General features: G+C 63.4%; 21 protein-coding genes, 1 tRNA gene and 2 rRNA genes (1 of these 24 cut by a window edge). 4 read left to right on the forward strand and 20 right to left on the reverse strand.

The window, feature by feature from the left end; all coding sequences use genetic code 11:
* Positions 1–124: 124 nt before the first annotated feature.
* The 6 genes from ACKTEK_RS12775 to ACKTEK_RS12800 form a co-directional block, all read right to left on the reverse strand.
* A complete protein-coding gene (locus ACKTEK_RS12775) occupies positions 125–769 on the reverse strand; it encodes a hypothetical protein (protein WP_409165683.1) in 645 nt (214 codons plus the stop codon).
* A gap of 25 nt (positions 770–794) precedes the next feature.
* Positions 795–1,595, reverse strand: a complete 801-nt coding sequence (locus tag ACKTEK_RS12780) for an ABC transporter ATP-binding protein (protein ID WP_409165684.1) — start codon at positions 1,593–1,595, stop codon at positions 795–797.
* Positions 1,596–1,631: 36 nt separating this feature from the next.
* Positions 1,632–2,387, reverse strand: coding sequence for an ABC transporter ATP-binding protein (locus tag ACKTEK_RS12785; RefSeq protein WP_409165685.1), 756 nt, complete (start codon positions 2,385–2,387; stop codon positions 1,632–1,634).
* Positions 2,388–2,398: 11 nt separating this feature from the next.
* The gene (locus ACKTEK_RS12790; protein WP_409165686.1) at positions 2,399–3,616 is read right to left on the reverse strand and encodes a branched-chain amino acid ABC transporter permease; all 1,218 of its coding nucleotides are present in this window, start codon (positions 3,614–3,616) and stop codon (positions 2,399–2,401) included.
* A 4-nt stretch (positions 3,617–3,620) separates the two neighbouring features.
* Entirely contained in the window at positions 3,621–4,652 is a 1,032-nt protein-coding gene (locus ACKTEK_RS12795; RefSeq protein WP_409165687.1) for a branched-chain amino acid ABC transporter permease, read from the reverse strand.
* A gap of 113 nt (positions 4,653–4,765) precedes the next feature.
* A complete protein-coding gene (locus ACKTEK_RS12800) occupies positions 4,766–6,118 on the reverse strand; it encodes a substrate-binding protein (RefSeq protein WP_409165688.1) in 1,353 nt (450 codons plus the stop codon).
* A 218-nt stretch (positions 6,119–6,336) separates the two neighbouring features.
* Here ACKTEK_RS12800 and ACKTEK_RS12805 point away from each other — a divergent pair, with 218 nt between their 5' ends.
* The 4 genes from ACKTEK_RS12805 to ACKTEK_RS12820 all read left to right on the forward strand — a co-directional run bounded on the left by ACKTEK_RS12805 (position 6,337) and on the right by ACKTEK_RS12820 (position 11,172).
* Complete coding sequence (locus tag ACKTEK_RS12805; RefSeq protein WP_409165689.1) at positions 6,337–7,725, forward strand: short-chain fatty acyl-CoA regulator family protein; 1,389 nt, start codon at positions 6,337–6,339, stop codon at positions 7,723–7,725.
* A 118-nt stretch (positions 7,726–7,843) separates the two neighbouring features.
* Entirely contained in the window at positions 7,844–8,233 is a 390-nt protein-coding gene (locus ACKTEK_RS12810) for a response regulator transcription factor (RefSeq protein WP_409165690.1), read from the forward strand.
* A 9-nt stretch (positions 8,234–8,242) separates the two neighbouring features.
* Positions 8,243–8,509, forward strand: a complete 267-nt coding sequence (locus ACKTEK_RS12815) for a hypothetical protein (protein WP_409165691.1) — start codon at positions 8,243–8,245, stop codon at positions 8,507–8,509.
* Positions 8,509–11,172 (forward strand): ATP-binding protein, encoded by a 2,664-nt coding sequence (locus tag ACKTEK_RS12820; protein WP_409165692.1) that lies wholly within the window; start codon positions 8,509–8,511, stop codon positions 11,170–11,172. The genes ACKTEK_RS12815 and ACKTEK_RS12820 overlap by 1 nt, the downstream gene beginning before the upstream one ends.
* Positions 11,173–11,194: 22 nt before the next feature.
* Here ACKTEK_RS12820 and ACKTEK_RS12825 read toward each other — a convergent pair whose 3' ends face one another.
* From ACKTEK_RS12825 to ACKTEK_RS12890, 14 genes are all read right to left on the reverse strand, one after another.
* The gene (locus ACKTEK_RS12825; RefSeq protein WP_409165693.1) at positions 11,195–11,575 is read right to left on the reverse strand and encodes a rhodanese-like domain-containing protein; all 381 of its coding nucleotides are present in this window, start codon (positions 11,573–11,575) and stop codon (positions 11,195–11,197) included.
* A 12-nt stretch (positions 11,576–11,587) separates the two neighbouring features.
* The gene (locus ACKTEK_RS12830; protein ID WP_409165694.1) at positions 11,588–12,508 is read right to left on the reverse strand and encodes an MBL fold metallo-hydrolase; all 921 of its coding nucleotides are present in this window, start codon (positions 12,506–12,508) and stop codon (positions 11,588–11,590) included.
* Between the two features lie 95 nt (positions 12,509–12,603).
* Positions 12,604–13,176, reverse strand: a complete 573-nt coding sequence (locus tag ACKTEK_RS12835; protein WP_409165695.1) for a sarcosine oxidase subunit gamma — start codon at positions 13,174–13,176, stop codon at positions 12,604–12,606.
* Positions 13,169–16,114: a sarcosine oxidase subunit alpha family protein gene (locus ACKTEK_RS12840; RefSeq protein WP_409165696.1), complete on the reverse strand. Its 2,946-nt coding sequence runs from the start codon at positions 16,112–16,114 to the stop codon at positions 13,169–13,171. Before ACKTEK_RS12840 ends, ACKTEK_RS12835 begins: the two co-directional genes overlap by 8 nt.
* Positions 16,111–16,404: a sarcosine oxidase subunit delta gene (locus ACKTEK_RS12845; protein WP_409165697.1), complete on the reverse strand. Its 294-nt coding sequence runs from the start codon at positions 16,402–16,404 to the stop codon at positions 16,111–16,113. The genes ACKTEK_RS12840 and ACKTEK_RS12845 overlap by 4 nt, the downstream gene beginning before the upstream one ends.
* 10 nt (positions 16,405–16,414) lie before the next feature.
* Positions 16,415–17,665 carry a sarcosine oxidase subunit beta family protein gene (locus ACKTEK_RS12850; RefSeq protein ID WP_409165698.1) on the reverse strand — a complete coding sequence of 417 codons (1,251 nt, stop codon included), beginning with the start codon at positions 17,663–17,665 and terminating at the stop codon, positions 16,415–16,417.
* A 14-nt stretch (positions 17,666–17,679) separates the two neighbouring features.
* Positions 17,680–18,984, reverse strand: coding sequence for a type III glutamate--ammonia ligase (gene glnT, locus ACKTEK_RS12855; protein WP_409165699.1), 1,305 nt, complete (start codon positions 18,982–18,984; stop codon positions 17,680–17,682).
* Between the two features lie 74 nt (positions 18,985–19,058).
* Positions 19,059–20,384 (reverse strand): FMN-binding glutamate synthase family protein, encoded by a 1,326-nt coding sequence (locus tag ACKTEK_RS12860; protein ID WP_409165700.1) that lies wholly within the window; start codon positions 20,382–20,384, stop codon positions 19,059–19,061.
* Between the two features lie 8 nt (positions 20,385–20,392).
* A complete protein-coding gene (locus tag ACKTEK_RS12865) occupies positions 20,393–21,067 on the reverse strand; it encodes a protein GlxC (protein WP_409165701.1) in 675 nt (224 codons plus the stop codon).
* 3 nt (positions 21,068–21,070) lie between these two features.
* Positions 21,071–21,958, reverse strand: a complete 888-nt coding sequence (locus ACKTEK_RS12870; RefSeq protein ID WP_409165702.1) for a class II glutamine amidotransferase — start codon at positions 21,956–21,958, stop codon at positions 21,071–21,073.
* A 117-nt stretch (positions 21,959–22,075) separates the two neighbouring features.
* Complete coding sequence (locus ACKTEK_RS12875) at positions 22,076–22,732, reverse strand: helix-turn-helix domain-containing protein (RefSeq protein WP_409165703.1); 657 nt, start codon at positions 22,730–22,732, stop codon at positions 22,076–22,078.
* A 182-nt stretch (positions 22,733–22,914) separates the two neighbouring features.
* Positions 22,915–22,991, reverse strand: a tRNA-Met gene (locus tag ACKTEK_RS12880).
* A 224-nt stretch (positions 22,992–23,215) separates the two neighbouring features.
* A 5S ribosomal RNA gene (rrf, locus tag ACKTEK_RS12885) occupies positions 23,216–23,330 on the reverse strand.
* A gap of 107 nt (positions 23,331–23,437) precedes the next feature.
* Positions 23,438–25,572 (reverse strand): 23S ribosomal RNA (locus ACKTEK_RS12890); it runs 599 nt beyond the window's last position.

The following is a 25,572-nucleotide window of genomic DNA, read 5'->3' on the forward strand; positions in this document are numbered from 1 at the left end:
TTCCGCACTTCCTCAACGCGCTGTTCCGCAAGCTGTCGGAACGGCAAAACCGGGACGAGCGCCGGAAATACGAAGCGATTAAGGAAAAATCAACCTATACGGGTAATATAGCGTTAACGCTCGCTCAGGTGGCAGTCTTCATTTCAGCGATGAGTTCGAAGGCTGCTTCGCGCGTTGCGACACGCGCTTCGTCGGCGGAATTGCTGCCCGTGGTTTCGTCCGACGCGTAGCGCACGACCGCGTGCGAGCCCTGGATGCGCAGCTTCTTGCCGCGATGTGCATAGGCGATCCAGGCCTCCGGCCAGATGCGGCAATGCTCGAAATTGATGATGAAGTACCAGCGCTTCGCGGAGGTCCGCACCTGGTCTTCCACTGCATCGAACACCGCGTTCACGGTCTCGGGGCTGTCGAAGACCAGCTCGCTGAAATCGAGTTCCATGATGTCGGTGTCGTCGTGCAGCGTGATGCGCTCGGCATACGCCCCAGGCGTCTCCGGCCCGTCTGGCCGGTCCGCACCACCGCCAGAGGCAATGCCGCCCGCCTTGGCCGCGTCATAGACGGAATCGGCAAGTTCGCTGACGGCCTGCTCCAGGTGGCGGCAACTCTTCAGTGCCGTGGAGACGAAGCGGTTTCGCTCCGCGTCGTTCAGTTCGGGATGGTCGGCAAGGATTTCGAGCGCACCACGAATGGCCGTCAGTGGACCGACGAAGTCCTCTTCCAGCTTGGTGGAGAGCGCAAGCGTCGAGCGCTCCTTGTCCTTGTCCGTCATTGGCCCGCCCCTTTTCAGGCAGCCGTCAGATCGCCAGGTACTGCTGGCGGAGATCCGCGTTGTCGAGAACCTCCTGCGCCTTGCCGTCGAACACGACCTGGCCCATGTCGAGGATGATCGCGCGGTCGGCCAGGTGCAGCGCCGCGATGGCATTCTGCTCCACGATGATCGTGGTCATGCCGAGCGTCTTGATCTGCTCAAGCGTCTTCTCGATTTCCTGCACGATGACAGGCGCGAGTCCTTCATACGGCTCGTCGAGAAGCAGCAGCTTAACGTCGCGCGCCAGAGTCCGCCCGATGGCAAGCATCTGCTGCTCGCCGCCCGAAAGCGTGATTCCCTCCTGCTGGCGGCGTTCGCCAAGACGGGGAAACAGTTCGTAGATACGCTCGATGGACCAGCCGGTCGGCTCGACGATCTGCGCCAGCTCGAGGTTTTCCTCCACCGTCAGGCCGGCGATGATGCGCCGGTCTTCCGGCACGAGGCCGATGCCGATGCGGGCTGCCTCGAAGGCCTTCATCTTGTGCACCGGCTTGTGGTCAAGCCAGATCTCGCCGTGGCGCAGTTCCGGCGTGCCGACGCGCGCGATGGAGCGAAGCGTCGAGGTCTTGCCCGCGCCGTTGCGACCGAGCAGCGCAACGATCTCGCCTTCGCGAACATCGAAGCTGACGCCCTGGACGATGTAGCTCTCACCGTAATAGGCGTGCACGTCCCAGCACGAGAAGAACGCCGGCTGACCGCCCTGGTTGAGCACCGGCTTCTTGCCGGGCGCCTTGCCCTGGTGCTGGTTGTCGCCCAGCAGGGTCTCGCTCTTGGTCTGCGTTTCCATGGATGCCCTCAAAATTCCCGCGAGTTTGCCCGTGGCCTAAAGGTGTGCGCCGCCGAGATAGGCTTCCTGCACCTTCGGGTTGCCCTTGATGTTCTCCGGCAGGTCTTCGACGATCACCGTGCCCTGCGCGAGCACGGAAATCTTCTGTGCCAGCGAGAACACCACGTGCATGTCGTGTTCGATGACGACCATGGTGATGCCGGTCTGGCCGATACGCTTCATCAGGTCGATCGTGTTGTTGGTGTCGGCCCGCGCCATGCCCGCCGTCGGTTCATCGAGCAGCAGCAGCTTCGGCTCCTGCACGAGGCACATGGCAAGCTCCAGCCGGCGCTTGTCGCCGCGCGAAAGCTGGCCCGCGACCACGTGTGCCTTTTCCTTCAGGCCGACATCTTCCAGCATGGCGAGAGCCTTGTCGCGAAGCTCGCCTTCGCCGGACACCGAGTTCCAGGCCTTCATCGCGAACGAACCGTCACGCCGCGCGAAGGCAGGGATCATCACGTTCTCCAGCAATGTCTGGTCGGCGAAGATTTCCGGCGTCTGGAAAACCCGGCTGATACCGGCTTGGTTGATCTCGTGGGGGCTGCGCGCCAGCAGCGGCTTGCCCTCGTAGAGCACGGTCCCGGTATCCGGCTTGAGCCGTCCGATGAGGCAGTTCAGAAGGGTCGACTTGCCCGCGCCGTTCGGCCCGATGATCGCGTGAACGGTGCCCTGCTCGACCTCGAGATTGACCTCGTCGAGCGCCTTCAGGCCACCGAAGTTCTTGTTCACGCCTTTGACTTCAAGGATTCCCATGTTCCCAATCCCTATTCGGCGGCTGCCTGGCGCTGGTTCGCCGCATCGAGTTCGGCGTCCGAGCTGTTGCGGTCGCGGCGGCGGAACAGACGACCGATGCGCTGCCCGCCCTCGACGAGACCGCCCGGCAGGAAGATGACCACGAGCATGAACAGCAGGCCGAGCGTCAGGTGCCAGCCCTTGCCCACGAACGGGTAGATGATGGCGACGATGAAGTCCTCCAGGCCGTCGGGCAGGAAGGAGAACCACTGATGCAGCACCGAGCCGTTGATCTTGGAGAAGATGTTCTCGGAGTACTTGATGAGCCCGGCCCCCAGGATCGGTCCGATCAGGGTTCCCGCGCCGCCGAGAATTGTCATCAGCACCACTTCACCGGACGCCGTCCACTGCATGCGCTCGGCACCCGCCAGCGGGTCGACCGCCGACAGCAGCCCGCCCGCAAGCCCGGCATACATGCCGGAGATGACGAAGGCAGCCAGCGTGTAGGGGCGAGAGTTCAGGCCGGTGTAGTTCATGCGCTGCTGGTTCGACTTCACCGCCCGCAGCATCATGCCGAAGGGCGAGCGGAAGATGCGGATCATGACGAAGAACGCGATCAGCATGATGAAGGCGCACATGTAGTAGCCGACGTTGAACTGGAATGCCCAGGCGCCGAGATTCAGCGTTTCCGTCTCGCGCAGCGAGAGGCCGAACAGGTGCGGAAAGTTCGGATCGCCCAGCCCGTGGAATATCTGCGGATCGTTGGAATAGACCTGCAGGCCGGTTTCGCCATTGGTGAGGTTGAAGCTCGGATTCGACAGCACCGAGTAGGCGAGCGCAAAGCTCATCTGCGCGAACGCGAGTGTCAGGATCGAGAAGTAGATGCCCGACCGCCGCAGGCTGACCAGGCCGATCAGCAGTGCAAACACCGCCGAGACCACGATGGCGAGAAGGATGCCGGGAATCACGTTGTAGCCCAGCAGCTTGAACATCCACACGCAGGAATACGACCCCACGCCGAGGAAGGCGGCATGTCCGAACGAGAGATAGCCGGTTAGTCCGAAGAGAATGTTGAAGCCGATGGCGAAGATGCCGAAGATCACGAACTTCTGCATCAGGTCCGGGTAGCCCGCGTTGAATTGCGCGAGGCCGGAATCCGCCGGGAACGGGTTCAGGAAGAACGGCGCGAAGACCACCAGGACGGTGACGATGAGGAAGAGCGTCGTGTCTTTCTTGTTGAGTCCGAACATGTGCCTACTCCTCCATCACGCCCTTGCGGCCCATCAGCCCACGCGGGCGGGTCAGCAGGACAATGATGGCGACCAGATAGATGATGATCTGGTTGATGCCGGGAATGGTGGTTGTGGCCCAGGTCGTCGAGGCCAGGCTTTCGAGGATACCCAGCACGAAGCCGGCCAGGACCGCCCCGCTCAACGACCCCATGCCGCCGACCACGACCACGACGAACGACAGGACGAGGAAGTCCATGCCCATATGGTAGTTCGGCGGGTTGATCGGCGCGTACATCACCCCGGCAAGCCCCGCCACCGCAGCCGCGACCCCGAACATGATCGAGAAGCGCTTGTCGATGTCGATGCCGAGGATGCCGACCGTTTCGCGGTCCGCCATGCCGGCGCGCACGACCATGCCGAAGGTGGTGAATTGCAGGAAGGCGAAGACCGACACGATCACCAGGATCGAGAAGGCGAAATAGATCATTCGCCAGTAGGGATAGATGATGCGGTTCGCTTCGAAGCCGAACAGCACGCCCAGGTCATAGGCACCTGTCAGCTGGTCGGGGGCCGGCGTCGGGATCGGGTTCGCGCCGTAGAAGTACTTAATGATCTCCTGCAGCACGATCGCGAGGCCGAACGTCACGAGGATCTGGTCCGCGTGCGGGCGCTTGTAGAAGTGCTTGATGAGACCGCGCTCCATGATGAGCCCAATGGCCAGCATCACGGGTATGGCAAGCAGGATCGCCAATGGCACCGACCAGTCGATGATGGAGGCGCCAACCTCCGGTCCGAACCAGGTTTCCACGTAGGGTGTCTCGACCTTGAGCGGATTGCCGAGGAAGTCGGTTCGCGTCTCGTCGATTGAAATCGTGCTGAGGTTCAGCACCTGCTGGAGCAGGACCGCGCAGAACGCGCCGATCATGAACAGCGCGCCGTGCGCGAAGTTCACCACCCCGAGCGTGCCGAAGATCAGTGTCAGTCCAAGCGCAATGAGTGCGTATGCCGCACCCTTGTCCAGACCGTTCAGAATTTGAAGCAGAAAAGCGTCCATGTCCCAACTCAGCCCAAGCAGGTCAAATCAGTCGGGCCCGTGCGGGCCCGGGAGTTAGGGGGCGGAACCGTGCGAACTCGCGCGGTCCCGCCTTTTCGATTTTGCAGGTGCTGTTAAGCGCCTTCGTTGCACTCGCCCAGAGAGGCTTCCGCACCGCCGAACATCGGATGATCCGGCGGATAGGTGACCTGCTCGACCGGCGTGACTTCGACGATTTCAAGCGTGTCGTAGGCGCTGGTCGGATTGGCGGCGCCACGCACGACCAGAACGTCCTTGAAGCACTGGTGGTCTTCGGCACGGTACAGCGTCTTGCCGTTGCCCAGGCCGTCGAACTCGAAGCCTTCGAGGGCTTCGGCCACCGCACACGGGTTGAACGACCCGGCGCGCTCCACCGCATCGGCGTAGAGCAGAACCTGCGCGTAGCAGGTCTGTGCCGAGTTGGACGGCGGCTTGCCGTACTTCTCGCCGAACGACTTCACGAACGCCTTGGAGCCTTCGTTGTCGAGCTGCCAGTTGTAGTTCATCGAGCCAAGCACGCCCTTGATGTTCTCGCCGGCACCGGCAGCCATCAGTTCGGAGTACAGCGGAACGATGATCTTGAAGTCCTTGCCGTTGACCTGCTTGGACAGGAGGTCGAAGCCCTCCACGGCGTTGGTCAGCGAGTTGACCATGTTCCCGCCGTAATGGTTCAGGACGAGCACGTCGGCACCAGAGTTCAGAACCGGCGTGATGTAGGACGAGAAGTCCGTCGAGGCGAGCGGGGTCTTCACGGTGCTGACCGTCTCCCAGCCCAGGGCTTCCGTAGAAGCGACGATCGACTCTTCCTGGGTCCAGCCCCAGGTGTAGTCGGCCGTCAGGTGGTAGGCCTTGCGGTCCTTGCCGAGTTCCTTCTCAAGCACCGGAGCCAGCGCTGCGGCCGACATGTAGGCGTTGAAGAAGTGGCGGAAACCGTTCGCCTTGCGGTCCTTGCCGGTCGTGTCGTTGGAGTGCGTCAGGCCGGCCATGAAGATGACGCCGGCTTCCTGGCACAGGCCCTGCACGGCAACGGCCACGCCCGAGGACGAGCCGCCGTTGATCATCACCGCACCGTCCTTTTCGATCATGGACTTGGCAGCGGCGCGCGCGGCGTCGGACTTGGTCTGGGTGTCGCCGGTGACATAGGCGACCTTCTTGCCGAGGATGCCGTTGCCCTTCAGAACCTTCGACGAGAAGGTCTGCAGGCAGCCGCCATCACCTTCGCCGTTGAGATGCTCGACGGCGAGCTGCTGCGCGAGAAGCTCGTCGGCGCCTTCATCGGCGTAAGGACCGGTCTGCGGAACGTTGAACCCGAGGGTCACGCTCGAGCCGGTCGGCTCGTTCGTGTAGCCCCAGGAGCGGCTTGTGAAGATCGTCGGAGTAGCCAGCACGACACCGGCCGCCGCGGTCGACTTGAGCAGCCGACGGCGGTTCAAGATCAGTTTGCTCATGTGGTTCCTCCCATTGAGCAGTGGGCCGTGCCGACCTTTTTGGTTCTCCACCGTCATAAGGTGGCGGCACTTCAACCCAAGGCGGTCATACCCGCCTCTGGGTCAATCTTTCAATAACCCATTAGTCCCATTGGTCTTTTTTGTAAATTCTGGATTTTGCAGCGCAATATAACTGTAAAGTCTTTACATCGCAGATTGCGGAACCTAATCCTTGCCCTATGGAAACTGCCATTACCGGCACCCGCATCCGGCAGACACGGCGCGATTCCGGCCTCTCGCAGCGTGAACTCGCCGAGCGGATTGGCATCTCCGCCTCCTACCTGAACCTCATCGAATGGAACAAACGGCCGGTGTCGCCGGTGCTGCTGGGCAAGATCGCCACCGCGCTGAACGTCGCCAATGCCGATCTCGGCGGCGCCATGGAGCGCCGGTTGCGCGAGACGCTGCTGGAAGTGGCGCATCTGCCGGCCCTGGGTGGAGCGAACGTGGAAAGCTCGCGCACCGGCGAACTGATCGGCCGATTCCCCGGCTGGTCGGATGCCATCGGCCGCCTTGCCGCCGCGCTTCAGATGTCCGACCAGCGCGCAAGCACGCTGTCTGACCGGTTGTCCAATGATCCGTTTCTTGCCGAAACCGTTCACCGGATGCTGACCCGCATCGCATCCGTGCGCTCTGCCGCCGACATTCTGGTCGAGTATGACGACCTGCCCGAAGATCGGCGCAACCGGTTCAACGCCGTGGTGCAGGAGGAGAGCCGCACGCTGGCCGAGGTTGGCGAGGCGCTGGCGGCCTATCTCCACCGTGCCGAAGAGGCGAGCCCCGTCCTGACCCCGATCGACGAGGTCGAGGCGCTGTTCAACCGACACGGCAACCATTTCGAGGAGATCGAGCGCGAGGCAAGCACCGCCCTGACAGCCATGAGCGCGCAACCCGGCACCCGCCGTACGCAGGCCGAGGCCGTGGTGAGAGAGAAGCTTTCACCGGTTCTGGAAGACATCATCACCCGCCATGACCCGGACATGACGGCGGCTGCGAAACGCCGGGCCCGCGAGAAACTCCATGACTACGCGCTGGCATCGGTGCTCATGCCGGCTGAAACCTTTGCCGACCAGGCGCTGGCCCATCGATTCGACGTGGAGCGTCTGGCGGAATTCTACTTTCTTGACGTTCAGTCGGTCTGTTCGCGCCTCACCGCCCTGCCGAAATCAGACGCGCTGCCTTCCTTTGGCTATATCCGGGCCAACGCTGCCGGCACGATTCTCGACATGCTGCCGCTGGAGGGATTGTCGCTGCCACGATATGCGGCCGCCTGTCCGCTCTGGGTGCTCTACCGTGCCCAGCAATCGCCCGAGCACGTCATCGCGCAGCGCACGGTGTTTCCCTCCGGCAAGCGTTTCGTTCTCGTCGCCCGCGCTCACCATTTCGGGCAGGCGGGCTTCGGCCGCCCGCGCAATTACCGCACCGACATGCTGGTGATGAGCGAGGCGGATGCCGCCCGCACCGTCTACGCGCCGGCCCCCACCGCCGTGCTGGAAGAGGTGGGCCTGAGCTGCCGCCTGTGCCCGCGGCGCAACTGCGCCCACCGGGTCGAGGACCCGCTGTCGTGACGCAGCGGCGCAATCTGCGTGCGAACACAGCGCCGCTCGGTGCTTCCCCTTTGGTATCCATTGTGTATTGCACGCAATTGGACTCAAATAGGCCCACGAGCCGGAGGAGACCCTGCCAATGAAAAAAACAGTGCTCGTGGCCGAAGATGAACCGAATATCGTCGAGTCCCTGTCCTTCCTGCTGGAGCGGGCTGGTTTCGACGTGACGGTGGAGCCGGATGGCCGCAATGCCCTCGACGCGGCATTGGCCAACGTTCCGGATGTCCTGATCCTCGACGTCATGCTACCGAGCATGGACGGCTACGAAATTCTGCGCCAGCTGCGCGCCGATGCGCGCTGCAAATCGCTGCCCGTCGTCATGCTGACGGCCAAGGGCCAGCGCGAGGACCGCGACACCGCCATGGAAAGCGGCGCCGATCTCTTCATCACCAAGCCGTTTTCCAACAAGGAAATCGTCGCTGCCGTCGAATCTCTCGTCTCGGGGCGACAGGCGGTTTCCGGCGGCTGACGGCCCGCCATGCCACAGGGCATCGAGCGCCTGATCTCGAACCGGAAGACCCGCGACCGTGCGGCGATTCTCCTGCTGATCGGCATCGTCCTGTTCATGCCGCCCTTCGCGCGTGCCGCCCTGATGGACACGCAGTTCGCCGGCATCCCGCTGCCCGTCTTCTACATCTTCGCCGTCTGGATCGGCCTCGTCGTCGCAGCCGCCGCGATCGCCGGTCCGCTGGCGCGAGCCGATGAACCAGCCGAAACGGGTGAGACGCCGGAAGGGGACGGGTGATGCTCTCCGTCAACCTGCTCTTCCTGGCGAGCCTGCTCTACGTCTTCATGCTGTTCCTGGTGGCGTTCGTCGTTGACCGGCGAACGCGCCGCCGGCGCATCGGCTGGCTGCAGTCACCCGTCATCTACACGCTGTCCATCTCGGTCTACTGCACCTCGTGGACCTTCTACGGCGCCGTCGGTTCGGCAGCGCGCAACGGGCTGGAATTTGTCACCATCTATCTCGGGCCCACGCTGGTCTTCATCGGCTGGTGGTGGCTGTTGCGCAAGCTGGTGCGCATCGGCCGGGCCAACCGCATCACCTCCATCGCCGACCTGATTTCCTCGCGCTATGGCAAGAGCTCCGGGCTCGCCGTGCTGGTGACGCTCATCGCGGTGGTGGCGACCACACCCTACATCGCGTTGCAGCTCCAGTCGGTCACCAGCAGCTACCGTGTCATCGCGACCGAAGCCAGCGAGACGGCCACCGCCTTCTGGGTCGCTGCCGGCATGAGCGTGTTCGCGATCATCTTTGGCACGCGAAACCTCGACGCCAACGAGCGCCACCACGGCGTCGTCGCGGCCATCGCGCTGGAGGCCATCGTCAAACTGGTTGCACTTCTGGCCGTCGGCATCTACGCGACCTATGGCCTTTCGGACGGCTTCCGTGACGTGTTCCGCGATGTGCCGGCTGAGGCGATCTACGGCGAGAACGGCATCTTCGGAATCCGCTGGGTGGTGCTCACATTCCTGTCCGCGACCGCGATCATCTGCCTGCCGCGCCAGTTCCAGGTCACCGTCGTGGAGAACATCGAGGAGCGCCACCTCGCCACCGCCTCGTGGCTGTTCCCGGCCTACCTCGTCGGCATGTCGCTCTTCACCCTGCCCATCGCGCTCGTCGGCCTGAAGGTCATGCCCGCCGGCGCGAACCCGGATCTCTTTGTCCTCACGCTGCCGCTGTCGCAGGACCGCGACCTGTTGGCGATGCTCGCCTTCCTCGGCGGGTTTTCATCTGCGACCTCGATGGTGATCGTCGCGGCGATTGCCGTCTCGACCATGGTCTCCAACCACATTGTCACGCCCATTGCGCTCAGGATGCTGGCCGCGCGGCAGGCGGTCAGCGGCGACGTGCGCTCGCTGGTGCTGTTTTCGCGCCGCCTGTCCATCGCCGGCATCCTGGGCCTCGGGTTCCTGCATTTCTGGTTTTCCGGCGGGTCGAAGGCGCTGGCCTCCATCGGGCTCATTGCATTCGTCGGCGTCGCCCAGTTCCTGCCCAGCCTGATGGGCGGCCTGTTCTGGCGCGGCGCGAACCGGATCGGCGCCATCTCGGGGCTGGTGGTCGGCTTCACACTCTGGGCACTGACGCTCTACCTGCCGAGTTTTGGCGGCGACTTCCTGCTGACGCCGCAGACCATTTCCGACGGCTATTTCGGCTTGTCGTGGCTGCGCCCGCACGCCCTGTTCGGCATGACCGGTCTGGACCCGCTGGTCCACGCCGTGATCTGGAGTCTCGGCATCAACGTGCTGGTCTTCGTGGTGGTGTCGTCGCTCACCCAGCCCGGCGGCATCGAGCAGCTGCAGGCGGCCATTTTCGTCGATGTCTACCGCTCCGGTGGTGCACCGTCCGGGTTCGAGCGCAGCGCCGCGCAGTCGGAAGACCTGTACATTCTCGCACAGCGAATTCTTGGCACCGAGCCGGCGCGGCGCCTGTTTGATGATCTCGCCCGAGCGCAGGGAGCAACGGGCGGTTTGCCCGACCCCACCGACACCGTCATCGCCCGGCTTGAGCGCGAACTGTCCGGCTCCATTGGCGCTGCATCCGCCCATGCCATCGTCACCCGGATCGCGGGTCGCCAGTCGGCCGGAACGGCGGAACTGTTCTCGATTGCCGATGAAAGCCAGCGCCTGATCGAGACGACGCGGCAACTGGCGGACAAGTCCGCCGAGTTGGAGCGCGCCGCCGAGCAACTGCGCTCCGCCAACGAGCGGCTGCAATCACTGGATGCGCAAAAGGACGATTTCCTCAGCCAGGTCAGCCACGAGCTTCGCACGCCCATGACCTCCATCCGCTCGTTTTCGGAAATCCTGCTGGATACCGAAGACCTGAAGGACGCCGAGCGGCGCAAGTTCGTCACCATCATCCAGGAAGAGAGTGTGCGGCTGACGCGGCTGCTCGATGAAATCCTCGACATCAGCCGGCTGGAATCCGGCGCAGCCAAGCTGACGGTCGTTCCGGTCAACCTGAAGAACGCCATCTCCAAGGCGCTCGATTCCGTCTCCGGCATGATCCAGAAGCTGGACGTCGACGTGCGCCTCGGCACCATCCCCGAAGACGTCGAGGTGCTGGCCAATCCCGACCGCCTGCGGCAGGTGCTCATCAATCTCCTGTCCAACGCGGTGAAGTACAACCGCTCCGACGAACCGGAGATCTACATCCGCGCCGACAACAGCGGCGATGCCGTCCTCATCGATGTCATCGACAATGGCGGCGGCGTGAGCCGCGAGGAGGCGAGCGTCGTCTTCGAGAAATTCGCGCGCGGGCAGGAAGCCTTCCTCGAATACGGAACCGGCCTTGGCCTGCCCATCAGCCGCGCAATCATGCGTGCCATGGGCGGCGACCTCACCATCGAATTCGTGATCGACGGCACCAGCTATTTCCAGCTTCGCCTGAAGCGCTCGGGTTGAGATCGGCCAGGCACAACCCACCTTACGAGACGTCGAGACCGGCGTCCTTCCAACCCTTCAGCCCACCCTCGATCACCGTGGACTTGTAGCCCATCTGCTGGAGCGTATCAGCGGCCAGCGTCGCGCGCGCGCCGGACGCGCACAGCACGTGCACCCGGCCCTTGTCGCGCGCCTCGCACAGGTCGCTGTCCTTGGCCTCGGAATCCACGCAGGCTTTCGCTTCCAGCACACCACGCGGAACGTGCAGCGAACCGCTGATCCGTCCGTCGTTCTCCAGTTCCTTCGCCTCGCGCACGTCGAGGATCACGTCGCCATTGGCGGCGTGTGTCCTTGCGTCATGCGGCGAGACCTTCTCAACCTTGGCTTCGGCATCCGAAACCATGTCCTTCATGCTCTTTGCCACGGTCTGATCCTTTCAAAACTTGTTCAGGGGGAGTTTCAGGTAGTGGTGCCCGTCGCTCTCGGCCTCGGGCAGCTTTCCGGCGCGCAGGTTCACCTGCAGCGCGGCCAGCATCCGTTCAGGCAACGACAGCGTTGCGTCGCGCTTCTCGCGCCGGGCGATGTAGTCCTCGCGCTTCGTGCCGTCCTTCATGTGGACGTTGTTTGCGCGGTGCTCGGCGACGGTCGCTTCCCACATCGGTTCGTCACGCTCATCGCTGCCGTAATCGTGGCCGACATTGAGCCGAGTCTCGCCGGGGAGCTCCAGGATCGCCTGCAGCGAATCCCACAATTCCTCCGTCGAGCCGCCGGGGAAGTCGCCGCGCGAGGTGCCCTTGTCGGGATACATGAACGTGTCGTGCACGAAGGCCGCATCACCGCAGACATAGGTGATGGAGCCGAGCGTGTGGCCGGCCGAAAGCATCACCCGCACGTCGAGGTCGCCGATGCGGAACGTGTCGCCGTCGGCAAACAACCGGCTGAAATCGCGGTCGACGTCGAAGGCGTCGGGCATGTTGTAGTAGTCGCGCCAGAGCTGCGCGATCTCGCGCACCTTCTCGCCGATGGCGTTTGGCGCGCCGGTCAGCTCAGCCAGTCGGGCCGAGGCCATGAAGTGGTCCGCGTGGGGGTGGGTGTCGAGCACCCATTCCACCTCGTAGCCCTTCTCCGCAACGAGGCCGAGTACCTGCTCGATGCTGCTGGTATCGGTCGCATAGGACTTCGGATCGAAGTTCCAAACGACGTCGATCAGCGCGGCTTTCTTCGTGGCAGGGTCGGCGCAGACATACTGGATTGAGCCGGTGTCCGGTTCGTAAATACCGATGACCTCCGGGCTTCCCGGCCCGCTGGAGGGCGACACGCGCACGATGGGTTGTTCGAGTTTTGATTTATCAGACATATTCACCTTCTCGCATGCGTCGAAAAGAACGTCGCGGTCGCGCGCAAGTTCCATCGAAATACGAAAATCCGGGAAAACCTGTCTTTGTCTCGCAATCAGTCGGCGGTCGCGGGCCCTGCAAGGCGGCGCGCCGCCACGCTCACCGCGTGCCACAGCGTTCCCGCCGCAGACCGCATGCCCCAGATCGCCACGCGATTCGCCGCTGAACGCACAACGATGACGCCCATGTGCTCCAGCCCGGTGCGCGTTGCGGACCCCGGCCCGAAGGAGCGCGGATCGATATTCACCAGCCGCTCCAGCAGGTGATGAATTGCGGCGTCACCGGCGCTGCTCTCGACATCCAGTACAACCCAGCCGTCCGTCTGCTCCGTCACCGCAGCGACGGGGACCTCGGCGTACAGGCGCGCGGCGAAATCCGTCTCCGCTTCACCCGCCGCCGCGATCATCCATTGCCGCTGGCCTGTCCAGACCGCGCTGATGCCGCCCTGGCTGACATGGCTGCCGGGACCAGGCAGCATCAGCCCGAACGGCTGCGGCAACGCCACGTCGCGGGAAATCGCCACCGAGGCGAGCGCAACGTCAGTCACCTCGCGGATGGTCAGGTCACCATGCGCTTCCATGAGCAGCTCCCGGGAACCGAGCGCCGACATGGGCAGGAGATCAGTCATGGAGCCGCGCTCCCTCCGGGTCGACAAAGTGCGGGGAGACGACGCGAAGCCGCGACCAGCTCGCTTCCAACGGGTTTGCAGCAACGATGACCTCGCCGTGGCGTTCCGCTCCGCGTTCCAGCAGCCCCAGCCCGATAGCACTGTCGAGATGCGGCGAATGGCACGCTGACGTGATCCAGCCTTCGTCGGTTTCAAGCGACTGCGCGACACCGTCTGCAAACAGGTGCGACCCGGCGATGACCGTGTCGGCACGCCCTTCCGGCACCAGCCCGACGAGCCGCCGCGCGTCTTCAGCCAGCCCTTCGCGCCGCGACATCACAGCGCCGATGGAATCCTTCTTCGCAGAGACCATCTTGCCGAGACCAAGCATGGATGCCGTGGTCTGGCCGTTCATCTCGCCACCAGCGACATGCCCCTTCTCGATGCGCAGCACGCTCAGTGCTTCGGTTCCGTAGGGCGTCGCGCCAAGGTCTTCCCCGAGGCTCATCAGCCGGTCCATGAGCGCATGGCCGTAGCGGGTTGGCACGGCGATTTCGTAGGCCAGTTCGCCGGAAAACGAGATGCGGAAAAGCCGCGCCCGAAGCCCGCCGCAGATGGTGAGCACCGCACAGGCCATGAAGGGAAAGGCCTCGTTGCCGAGGTCGAACCCGTCCACAACGCGGGCGAGCAAGTCACGCGAGGCAGGACCGGCAACCGCGATCTGCGCCCAGGCATCCGTTGTCGAGATCAGGTGCACGTCGAGATCAGGCCACAGGCACTGTCGCGCGAATTCCATGTTGCGGTAGACAAGCCCCGCATTGGCCGTGGTCGTGGTGACGACGTAGTGCGTCTCGCCAAGCCGCGCGCAGGTGCCGTCGTCATAGGCGTAGCCGTCCTCGCGCAGCATCAGCCCGTAGCGCACGCGCCCGACCTTCAGGCTCGCCATCGCGTTGGCGTAGACCCGGTTGAGGAATTCCGCCGCGTCGCGGCCCTGCACGTCGATCTTGCCGAGCGTCGTCACATCGCAAAGCCCGACGCCCGACCGCACCGCCAGCGCCTCGCGATCGACACTCTCGCGCCAGTGAGACTCGTCCTCTTGCGGGAAGTATTGCGCGCGCAGCCATTGTCCGGCTTCGACGAAGACCGCATTGCGCGCCTTGGCCCAGTGATGCGTCGGCGTCAGGCGCGTCGGTCGGAAATGCGGCCCCGTGTCGCCACCGCCGAGCACCGAGATGGAGACACCGGTATAGGGCGGGCGGAAGGTCGTCGCCCCGGTCTCGGCAATGGTCTTGCCCGTCAGCTCCGCCATCACGGCCAGCGCGGTGACGTTCGACGTGCGGCCCTGGTCGGTTGCCATGCCGAGCGTCGTCCAGCGCTTCAGGTGTTCGACCGGCGACATGTTCTCCTGATGCGCCAGCGCGATGTCCTTCACCGTGACGTCGTTCTGGAAATCGACCCAAGCGCGGCGCTTGCCTGGCACGTGCCAGAATTCGGACACGACAGACGGGCTGTCGTCCGCTTGGGGCAACACCAATTTCGCCGGCTTAATGTCGAGATCGGTTAGCGCAACCGTCGCAGCGCGCGCACCATCGGCGAGCGCATCCGAAAGCCCGCCGCGCCCCGCGCACCCACCGGCAGACAGCAAACCATTCGGCCCGCCGCTGCCGGGAACGAGCGCCAGCAATTCCTCGTCCCACACAGGTCGGCTGCGAAGGTGCGAGGAGAGATGCACATTTGGGTTCCATCCGCCGGCGACGCCGAGCGCGCCGCAGTCGATCCACTCGCTTTTTACCCCATGCTCGACCTTGATCGCGCGCAGACCCAACCGCCCCTTGGTGGCGGTCACACGCGCACCGGCGAAGACCGGGTAATCGCCAAACCTTGGCGCGTCTTGCCGGGTGTCGATCACACCGGCGACCGGCACGTCGCGCGCCACGAGATCGACCGCCGTGCGGTGCCCGTCATCGTTGTTGGTGAAGATCGCAACCGCGTCGCCCGCGTGCTTCACCGGCACCACCGCCCAGCGGTTGGCGTAGGCGCGCACGGCACCAGCGAGCATGATGCCCGGCCTGTCATTGTCCGCGAAGGGAATGTGCCGCTCGGTCGCGCCTGCCGCCAGAACCGCGCGTTTCGCCGTGATCCGCCACAGGGTCTGGCGCACGCTGCCAGACGGATCGGCAAGGTGATCGGAGACCCGCTCGACAGCACCGTAGATGCCGTGGTCGTAGACCCCGAAGACGGTCGTGCGCTTCAGGATGCGCACATTCGGCGCGGCCTGAAGATCAGCCTCGACGGTTGCCACCCAGTCCGCCGCCGGCCCGCTATCCAGTTCATGGCTTTCGGCCAGCAACCGCCCGCCGAGCCGGAAATCCTCATCCGCCAGGATCACCTGCGCACCAGACCGCGCCGCCGTCAGCGCCGCTGCAAGCCCGGCGGCACCGCCGCCGATGACCAGCACGTCGCAATGCAGGAAGCCGCTGTCATAGGCGTCCGGGTCCGGCTCCATCGACAGCCGCCCCAGACCGGCGGCCCGGCGGATCATCGGCTCGTAGAGCTTTTCCCAAAAGGCGCGCGGCCACATGAACGTCTTGTAGTAGAAGCCGGCAGCCAGCAGGGGCGACAGCAAATCGTTCACCGCCAGCGCATCGAAGGAAAGACTGCCTAGCCTGTTCTGCGAATTGGCGACAAGGCCGTCATGCAGTTCGGCAACCGTGGCGCGCGTATTGGGTTCGCGGCGCGCACCCTCGCGCAGTTCGACGAGCGCATTCGGCTCCTCGGAGCCGGCGGACAACACACCGCGCGGCCGGTGATACTTGAAGCTGCGGCCCATGAGTTGCACGCCGTTGGCAAGCAGGGCCGAGGCCAGCGTATCGCCCGGGTGGCCGGTATGGGCTTTCCCGTCGAAGGTGAACGACAGCGCCTTGTCGCGGTCGATGAGGCCGCCGGAAATGCGGGTCATGTGGCCGCTCCGGGCAGGCGCGCCAGCGCGACGTCGCCGGCCAGTTCCGCACCGAGGATCTCATGCGTCACCGTGTTGCGGGTCACCACCAGCCAGCTGCGGTCGCCCTGCTCGTGGAACCACAATTCGCGATGCACCCCGGCTGGGTTGTCGCGCAGGAAGACGTAATCCTGAAACGAGGCCAGCGCATTGTCGCCGTCCGGGTCGGGACGCGCGAGCAGGCTCGCGTCACCCAGATAGGTGAACTCGCGGGCGTCGCGCGGGCCAAGCAGGGGATGGGGGATGAGCATGGCGCGCGCCTCAGTGCAGGTTCGGCTGCGCACCAGCGCCGCGCTCGTCGATCAGGTGCCCGCGCGCGAAACGGTCGAGCCGGTAGGCTGTCGCCACGTCGTGCGGCTCACCGGTCGCCAGCAGGTGCGCAAACGCAAACCCGCTGGCGGGCGTCGCCTTGAAGCCGCCATAGCACCAGCCGGCGTTAAGATAGAGACCGTCGACCGGCGTGCGGTCGATGATTGGCGATCCGTCTATCGACATATCCATGATGCCGCCCCAGCTGCGCAGCAGGCGCGCGCGGCCGATCATCGGCATCAGCGCCATCGCCCCCTCCGCGACATCCTCCACCACCGGCAGGTTGCCGCGCTGGGCGTAGGAATTGTAGCCGTCGATATCGCCGCCGAAGACGAGGCCGCCCTTGTCGGACTGGCTGATGTAAAAGTGCCCCGCGCCGAAAGTGATGACGCCGGGAATGGTGGGCTTCAGCCCCTCGGAGACGAAGGCCTGCAGCACGTGGCTTTCGATGGGAAGCCGAAGTCCCGCCATCGCCATGACGCGGCTGGAGGACCCGGCAACCGCGACGCCCACCTTGCCCGCGCCGATCACCCCGCGTGTCGTCTCGACGCCGGTCACGCGCCCGCCTTCCATGCGAAAGCCCGTCACCTCGCAATTCTGGATCAGGTCGACGCCGTGGCTGTCCGCCCCGCGCGCATATCCCCACGCAACGCCATCGTGACGCGCGGTTCCGGCGCGCGCCTGCAACAGCGCCCCCTTGATGGGAAAGCGGGCGTGCTCGTAGTTCAGGAACGGCGCCATCTCGCGCAGTTCGTCCCGGTTCAGCAGTTGCGCGTCCGCGCCGGACAGGCGCATGGCATTGCCGCGCCGCCGGTATGCGTCGCGCTGCGCATCGGTGTGGATGATGTTGAGAATGCCGCGCTGGGAAACCATCGCGTTGAAGTTCAATTCCTGCTCAAGCCCTTCCCAGAGCTTCATCGAGAACTCGTAGAACGGCTGGTTGCCCGGCAGCAGGTAGTTGGACCGGATGATCGTCGTGTTGCGGCCTATATTGCCGGAGCCGAGCCAGCCCTTTTCCAGCACCGCGATGCGCGACTTCCCGAAATGGCTGGCGAGGTAATAGGCCGTCGCGAGACCATGCCCGCCGCCGCCAACGATGACGAAGTCATACGCCTCCTGCGACTCCGGATCGCGCCACAGCGGCTGCCAACCCTTGTGCCCGGTGACGGCCTCCTTGAGCAGACGCAGACCCGAAAAGCGCATGGAACCCGGAAGCCTCAGATATCGAGCGTGTGCTCGCGTTCCCACTTGGAGAAATGCGACACGAACGAGTTCCACTCCTGCATCTTCATCTTGGCGTAGCTGGCGGAGAACTCCGTGCCGAGGATGCCCTTGAGTTCGTCGTCCGCGTCGAACGCGCGGATCGCGTCGAGCATGTTGAGCGGCAGGCGCGGCGCGTCCTTCACCAGGTGCCCCTCGGCATACATGTCGATGTCGTGGCGCTGGCCGGGGTCCGCCTTGGAGCGCAGGCCGGAGAGGCCCGCCGCGATGATGATCGCCTGCAGCAGGTACGGGTTTGCCGCGCCGTCGGCGAGGCGAAGTTCGAACCGGCCGGGGCCCGGCACGCGCACCATGTGGGTCCGGTTGTTGCCGGTCCAAGTGACGGTATTGGGCGCCCATGTCGCGCCGGAAATCGTGCGCGGCGCATTGATGCGCTTGTAGGAATTCACCGTCGGGTTGGTGATGGCGGCCAGCGCCTCGGCATGCTGCATGATGCCGCCGAGGAAGTTGCGGCCCTGGTCCGACAGGCCCAGCTCCATGTCCATGTCCTCGAAGGCATTCGTCTTGCCATCCCGGTCCCAGACCGAGACGTGCACGTGGCAGCCGTTGCCGGTCAGCCCCTCGATCGGCTTGGGCATGAAGGTCGCGCGGTAGCCGTGCTTTTCCGCGACCGATTTCACCATAAACTTGAAGAAGCTGTGCCGGTCGGCAGTCACCAGCGCATCGTCGAACTCCCAGTTCATCTCGAACTGGCCGTTCGCGTCCTCGTGGTCGTTCTGGTACGGCCCCCAGCCGAGATCCAGCATGTAGTTGCAGATTTCGGCGATGACATCGTAGCGCCGCATCACCGCCTGCTGATCGTAGCAGGGCTTGGCGGCGGTATCGTATGGGTCGGAAATCCTGTCGCCTTCCGGCGTCAGCAGGAAGAACTCGGCTTCCACGCCGGTCTTCATCCGCAACCCGGCCTCGTCGGCCTTGGAAACCATCTCGCGCAGCACGTTGCGCGGGGCCTGGCCGACGGCATCGCCCTCCATCACGCAATTGGCCGGAACCCACGCGACCTCCGGCTTCCAGGGAAGCTGGACCGCGGCATCCGGGTCCGGCACCGCCAGCATGTCCGGGTGGGCGGGCGTCATGTCGAGCCATGTTGCAAAGCCGGCAAAGCCCGCGCCGTCGCTCTCCATGTCGGCGATGGCCTGCGCCGGAACGAGCTTCGCCCGCTGCCCGCCGAACAGGTCGGTATAGGAGACCATGAAATACTTCACGCCGGTCTCTTTCGCGAAAGCTGCAAGCTTGCTCATCTTCTCCGTCCTCTCGTCCCTGCGTGAAACCGTGCTTCACCCTTCCCCAGGGGTAAGCACGGTCTGCCCCCAATTCAGAATCCGGGCTTGCCCGGGTACCAGTCGGTGCCGGCGAGCGGCACTTGCGCCATGGCGGCTGCTTCCATCGTTAGCGCGCACAGGTCTTCGGGTTCGAGATTGTGCACGTGGCTCTTGCCGCAGGCGCGCGCCAGCGTCTGGCATTCCAGCGTCATCACATTGAGATAGTTGCGAAGCCGGCGACCACCCGCGACCGGGTCCAGCCGCTTCATCAGTTCCGGGTCCTGCGTGGTGATGCCCGCCGGGTCCCGCCCCTCGTGCCAGTCGTCATAGGCACCGGTCGTGGAGCCAAGCGCCTGGTATTCCGCTTCCCAACTCGGATCGTTGTCGCCGAGCGCGATCAGCGCCGCCGTTCCGATGGCAACCGCATCCGCGCCGAGCGCCAGCGCCTTGGCAACGTCCGCGCCAGAGCGGATGCCGCCGGACACGACGAGCTGCACCTCGCGGTGCATGCCCAGTTCCTGGAGAGCGCGAACCGCCGGGCGAATGCAGGCCAGCGTTGGCTGGCCGACATGCTCGATGAACACGTCCTGCGTCGCAGCCGTGCCGCCCTGCATGCCGTCGAGCACCACGACATCCGCGCCGGCCTTCACCGCCAGCGCCGTGTCGTAATAGGGCCGCGCGCCGCCGATCTTCACGTAGATGGGCTTCTCCCATCCGGTGATCTCGCGCAGCTCGAGGATCTTGATTTCAAGGTCGTCCGGCCCGGTCCAGTCCGGGTGGCGGCAGGCCGACCGCTGGTCGATGCCTTGCGGCAGGTCGCGCATGCCGGCGACTCGCTCGGTGATCTTCTGGCCAAGCAGCATGCCGCCGCCGCCGGGCTTGGCGCCCTGGCCAACGACGATCTCGATGGCATCGGCCCGGCGCAGGTCATCCGGGTTCATGCCGTAGCGCGACGGCAGGTACTGGTAGACAAGCTTTTCCGAATGCCCGCGTTCTTCCTCCGTCATGCCGCCGTCGCCGGTGGTGGTGGACGTACCGGCCAGCGTCGCGCCGCGCCCGAGCGCCTCCTTGGCCGGGCCTGACAGCGCGCCGAAGGACATGCCGGCGATGGTGATCGGGATTTTCAGCTCAATGGGTTTCCTGGCAAACCGGGTCCCGAGCGTCACCGACGTCTCGCACTTCTCGCGGTAGCCCTCCAGCGGATAGCGCGAAACCGACGCGCCGAGAAACAGCAGGTCGTCGAAGTGCGGCACGCGCCGCTTCGCACCGCCCCCGCGTATATCGTAGATGCCGGTTGCCGCGGCGCGGCGGATCTCCGAATTGATTTCGCGCGAAAACGTCCAGGACTGGCGCGGCTCGGTCTGTGGTGTCTTGTCCATGGCCGCCCTCAATATTCGTCTGCGTGATCGATGTTGAAATTGTAGAGCTTGCGGGCCGAGCCATAACGCTTGAACTCGTCCGGCCTGGCATCGGCGCCGGCGCGCTCCAGCAGCGTTTCCAGCAGCGCCACATGCTCTGGCCGCATCTCCTTTTCGATGCAGTCCGCGCCGAGGCTTTTCACCGATCCGCGCACGAAAAGCCGCGCCTCATAGAGGCTGTCGCCCAGCGCATCACCCGCATCCCCCAGCACGACGAGGTTGCCCTTCTGCGCCATGAAGGCCGACATGTGGCCGATATTGCCGTGAACGACGATGTCGATGCCCTTCATCGATATGCCGCAGCGCGAGGATGCGTTGCCCTTCACGTTGAGCAACCCGCCGCGGCCCGTGGCACCCGCGTACTGGCTGGCATCACCGTCAACGATGACCTCGCCCGACATCATGTTTTCCGCAGCGCCCGGCCCAACAGACCCGGTGACATGCACCGTCGCCTGCTTGTTCATGCCCGCGCAGTAGTAGCCAGTGGAGCCGTTCACCGTGACCTTGATCGGCGCATCCAGCCCGACGGCGACCGCGTGGCTGCCGCGCGGATTTTCCAGCGTCCACGGCTCGTTGCCGCACGCAGCCTGAAGGGTCGCGTTGGTGTCACGCAAGCCGACCTCGACCATGTTGATGACCGGCATGGCTCAGCGCTCCCAGAAATAAACGGTCGCCGGCTCCGGCTCCCAGACGCGTGCCTGCTCGATCCCCGGCAGGTCTGCGAAGGCGCGGTACTCGCTGGCGAACGCAACATAATCGTCGGTCTCCGCCATCACGGCAGGCTTGCAGGCAACCGGGTCGCGCACGACGCCGATGCCCTTTTCGGTCCCCGTCACGAAGGTGAAGAAGCCGTCGAGGTCTTCAAGCGTGCCTTCCAGTGCCTCGCCCAGCGTCGCGCCGTCGGCGATGCGCGACGAGATATAGGCAGCGCCCACTTCCGTGTCGTTCTCGGTCTTTGTGACGACGCCCTTGCGCGCAAGTTTGCGCCGCATCTGGTTGTGGTTGGAGAGTGATCCGTTATGCACAAGGCACTGGTCGCTGGCGGTCGAGAACGGGTGTGCGCCGAGCGTCGTCACCGCAGATTCGGTGGCCATACGCGTATGGCCGATGCCGTGGGTTCCGGCCATCTCGCGCAGGCCAAAGCGCGCGGCGACGTCGCCCGGCAGGCCGACTTCCTTGTAGATTTCCATCGACTTGCCGATCGCCATGACACGAATATCGCGATCCTCAAGAAACGAGACCGCCGCGGTTTCCGCATCTGCCGGGATCGTGATGACCGCGTGGGTGTCGACGATCCGCATCACCGCGGTCGCACCGATGGCGTCTGACAGATCTTTGTCGAGATTGTCGAAGGTCTCCACAGGCGTGTCGGACTGGACGGTGATCTTCAGTCCATCACCCTGGTTGCCGTAGATAGCGATACCCGCACTGTCGGGACCGCGGTCACTCATGGTGACCAGCATCGCGGTCAGCATGTCGCCGAGACGCGGTTGCAGCTCTTCCTTCTTCAGGAACAGGCCGACGATGCCGCACATCTTCTCGCTCCTTCACGGACAGCCAGTGAGTTGGGCCATTTGTGACGGAAACAAACTTTCCTTGCAAGCAATTTATATTCTTGCAGAGAAATATGGCGGCTCGCTGGTGCCGACTGTTCAGCTGCCCTTTTGAGGGTACGTGATGATCGAGAGATAGCGGATCGGCAGGCTCCGCAATTCTTCGGGGCCATGCGGCGCATCGGCATCAAACAGAAGCGTGTCGCCGGGCTCAAGCAGGTACAGCTTGTCGCCGTGACGATAGTTCACGGTGCCCTCGAGCATGTAGAGCAGTTCGATGCCGCCGTGCTGAAACGCCGGGAATCGATCGCTCTCGGACGCCAGCGTAATGAGGTACGGCTCGACGACGACACCGGAATTGTTCGACCCGATATGGCCGAGCAGCGTGTATTGATGGCCGGCGCGGGTGCCGGCGCGCTCGACCTCCACACCCTCGCCAGATTTCACGTGCATGCAGCCGCGCGCTTCCTCGTAGCCTGAGAACAGCTGGACCAGCGGGACACCAAGCGAGTTGGCCAGCATCTGGATCGTCGCAAGCGAGGGAGAAATTGCACCATTCTCGATCTTGGAAAGCATCCCGACCGAGAGCCCGGCCTGGACTGCCAGTTCGCTTCCGGTCATGCGCTGGCGCTTGCGCAACTCGCGCACCTGCCGGCCGATCGCGACTTCCAGGTTCTTCTCCCGGTTCTCGCGGACCGCGTGCGGGTTCTGGCGCAGCGGCTTGTCAGCCGATTTTGAAGATCTCGCGTCGCTCACGTCGTCCCATCCAGTTGCAATCGGTCAGCTCGTCGGCATTTCGCCGAGAACGGACATTGACCTTAGAGCATGATGCGGGCTGAGAAGGATAGATGAAGCGACCGAGAGCCCCACGGTTACGGGTCTGGACCGGTAAAGGGGGCTCCAAACGCAAAAAACCCGCCTTGCGGCGGGTCTTGTGTTGGTTGCGGGGGCAGGATTTGAACCTGCGACCTTCAGGTTATGAGCCTGACGAGCTACCGGGCTGCTCCACCCCGCGCCAATGATGTGCCGGTCTTGGACCGGACCGCTGATGTAACAGTTGGCTGACGCATTGCCAACCCCTGCACATTAAGCGCAAACGAAACATTCCCGAGCAATTTCAAACAGTTGGCGAAAATGCCAAGGTCCGAGAGTCCGGAAAAGAAAAACCCCGCGACGGCAATCAAGTCCGATGCGGGGTTTCTTGTCTGGATATCGTGAAGAACTCGCTGTCTTTTGCAGGCCTGGCAACGACCTACTCTTCCAAGTCTTGGGACTTAGTACCATCGGCGCTGGGGGGTTTAACGGCCGAGTTCGGGATGGGATCGGGTGGGGGCCCCCCGCCATAGCCACCAGGCCGGCGAAAGACAGCGAATTTGTGAAGATTATCTGGCTTCCGCCAGTGCCACCATCCTCTGCAATGATCTCAAGGATCACCACTTGGATGGGCATAGATTAATGAGAACGATCAAGCCAATCGAGCAATTAGTACCGGTAAGCTTCATGTGTTGCCACACTTCCACACCCGGCCTATCAACGTGGTGGTCTTCCACGGCTCTCAAGGGAGAACTTATCTCGAGGCTGGTTTCCCGCTTAGATGCCTTCAGCGGTTATCCGTCCCGCACATAGCTACCCTGCTATGCCGCTGGCGCGACAACAGGTCCACCAGAGGTGCGTCCATCCCGGTCCTCTCGTACTAGGGACAGATCCTCTCAATTCTCCTACGACCACGGCAGATAGGGACCGAACTGTCTCACGACGTTCTAAACCCAGCTCACGTACCGCTTTAATTGGCGAACAGCCAAACCCTTGGGACCTGCTCCAGCCCCAGGATGCGATGAGCCGACATCGAGGTGCCAAACAACGCCGTCGATATGGACTCTTGGGCGTCATCAGCCTGTTATCCCCGGAGTACCTTTTATCCGTTGAGCGATGGCCCTTCCACGCGGGACCACCGGATCACTATGACCGACTTTCGTCTCTGCTCGACTTGTCAGTCTCGCAGTCAGGCAGGCTTATGCCATTGCACTCAGCGGCTGATTTCCGACCAGCCTGAGCCTACCTTCGCGCGCCTCCGTTACACTTTGGGAGGCGACCGCCCCAGTCAAACTACCCACCATACTCGGTCCCGGACGCTGTTACGCCGCGGTTAGACAGTCATATCGCTAAGGGTGGTATTTCAAGGATGACTCCACCGCAGCTGGCGCCACGGCTTCATAGTCTACCACCTATCCTACACATATCGACACGAATGCCAGAGTAAAGTTGTAGTAAAGGTTCACGGGGTCTTTCCGTCTGACCGCAGTTACCCCGCATCTTCACGGGGAATTCAGTTTCACTGAGTCGATGCTGGAGACAGTGGGGAAGTCGTTACGCCATTCGTGCAGGTCGGAACTTACCCGACAAGGAATTTCGCTACCTTAGGACCGTTATAGTTACGGCCGCCGTTTACCGGGGCTTCGATTCAAAGCTTGCACCTCTCCTCTTAACCTTCCGGCACCGGGCAGGCGTCAGACCCTATACGTCGCCTTACGGCTTCGCAGAGCCCTGTGTTTTTAGTAAACAGTCGCCACCCCCTGGTCTGTGCCCCTCCACTCCGGTTGCCCGAAGCAGAGGCTCCCTTCTCGCGAACTTACGGGAGCAATTTGCCGAGTTCCTTCAGCATCGTTCTCTCAAGCGCCTTGGTATTCTCTACCAGTCCACCTGTGTCGGTTTAGGGTACGGTCTAATGTGGAGGCTATTTCCTGGAACTCCTTCGCTGCCAATCCAATCCGATAAGGACTGACAACACACGGAATTCGTCACCTTCCACTGGCCCACGAATATTAACGTGGTTCCCATCGACTACGGCTTTCGCCCTCGCCTTAGGGGCCGGCTAACCCTGCGCCGATTAGCGTTGCGCAGGAACCCTTGGACTTTCGGCGGGAGTGTCTCTCACACTCCTTGTCGTTACTCGTGTCAGCATTCGCACTTCCGATACCTCCAGCGGCCCTCACGGGTCCGCCTTCGCAGGCTTACGGAACGTTCCGCTACCGCGCACTTGCGTGCACTCGCAGTTTCGGCGTGTGGCTTGAGCCCCGTTACATTTTCGGCGCAGAAACCCTTATTTAGACCAGTGAGCTGTTACGCTTTCTTTAAATGATGGCTGCTTCTAAGCCAACATCCTGGTTGTTTTGGGATCTCCACATCCTTTCCCACTTAGCCACAACTTGGGGGCCTTAACTGGCGATCAGGGTTGTTTCCCTCTCCACTACGGACGTTAGCACCCGCAGTGTGTCTGCCAGATAGTACTTCCCGGTATTCGGAGTTTGGTTAGGTTTGGTAATCCTGTGGGGACCCCTAGCCCATCCAGTGCTCTACCCCCGGGAGTATTCATCTGACGCTCTACCTAAATAGATTTCGCGGAAAACCAGCTATCTCGAGGTTTGATTGGCCTTTCACCCCTAGCCACAGCTCATCCCCGTCTTTTTCAACAGACGTGGGTTCGGCCCTCCAGTGCATGTTACTGCACCTTCAGCCTGGCCATGGCTAGATCACCTCGTTTCGGGTCTAGTCCGACGAACTGAACGCCCTGTTCAGACTCGCTTTCGCTGCGCCTA

Origin of the sequence: Tepidamorphus sp. 3E244 (assembly GCF_046159835.1) — a bacterium.
GTDB lineage: Bacteria > Pseudomonadota > Alphaproteobacteria > Rhizobiales > Tepidamorphaceae > JACKJK01.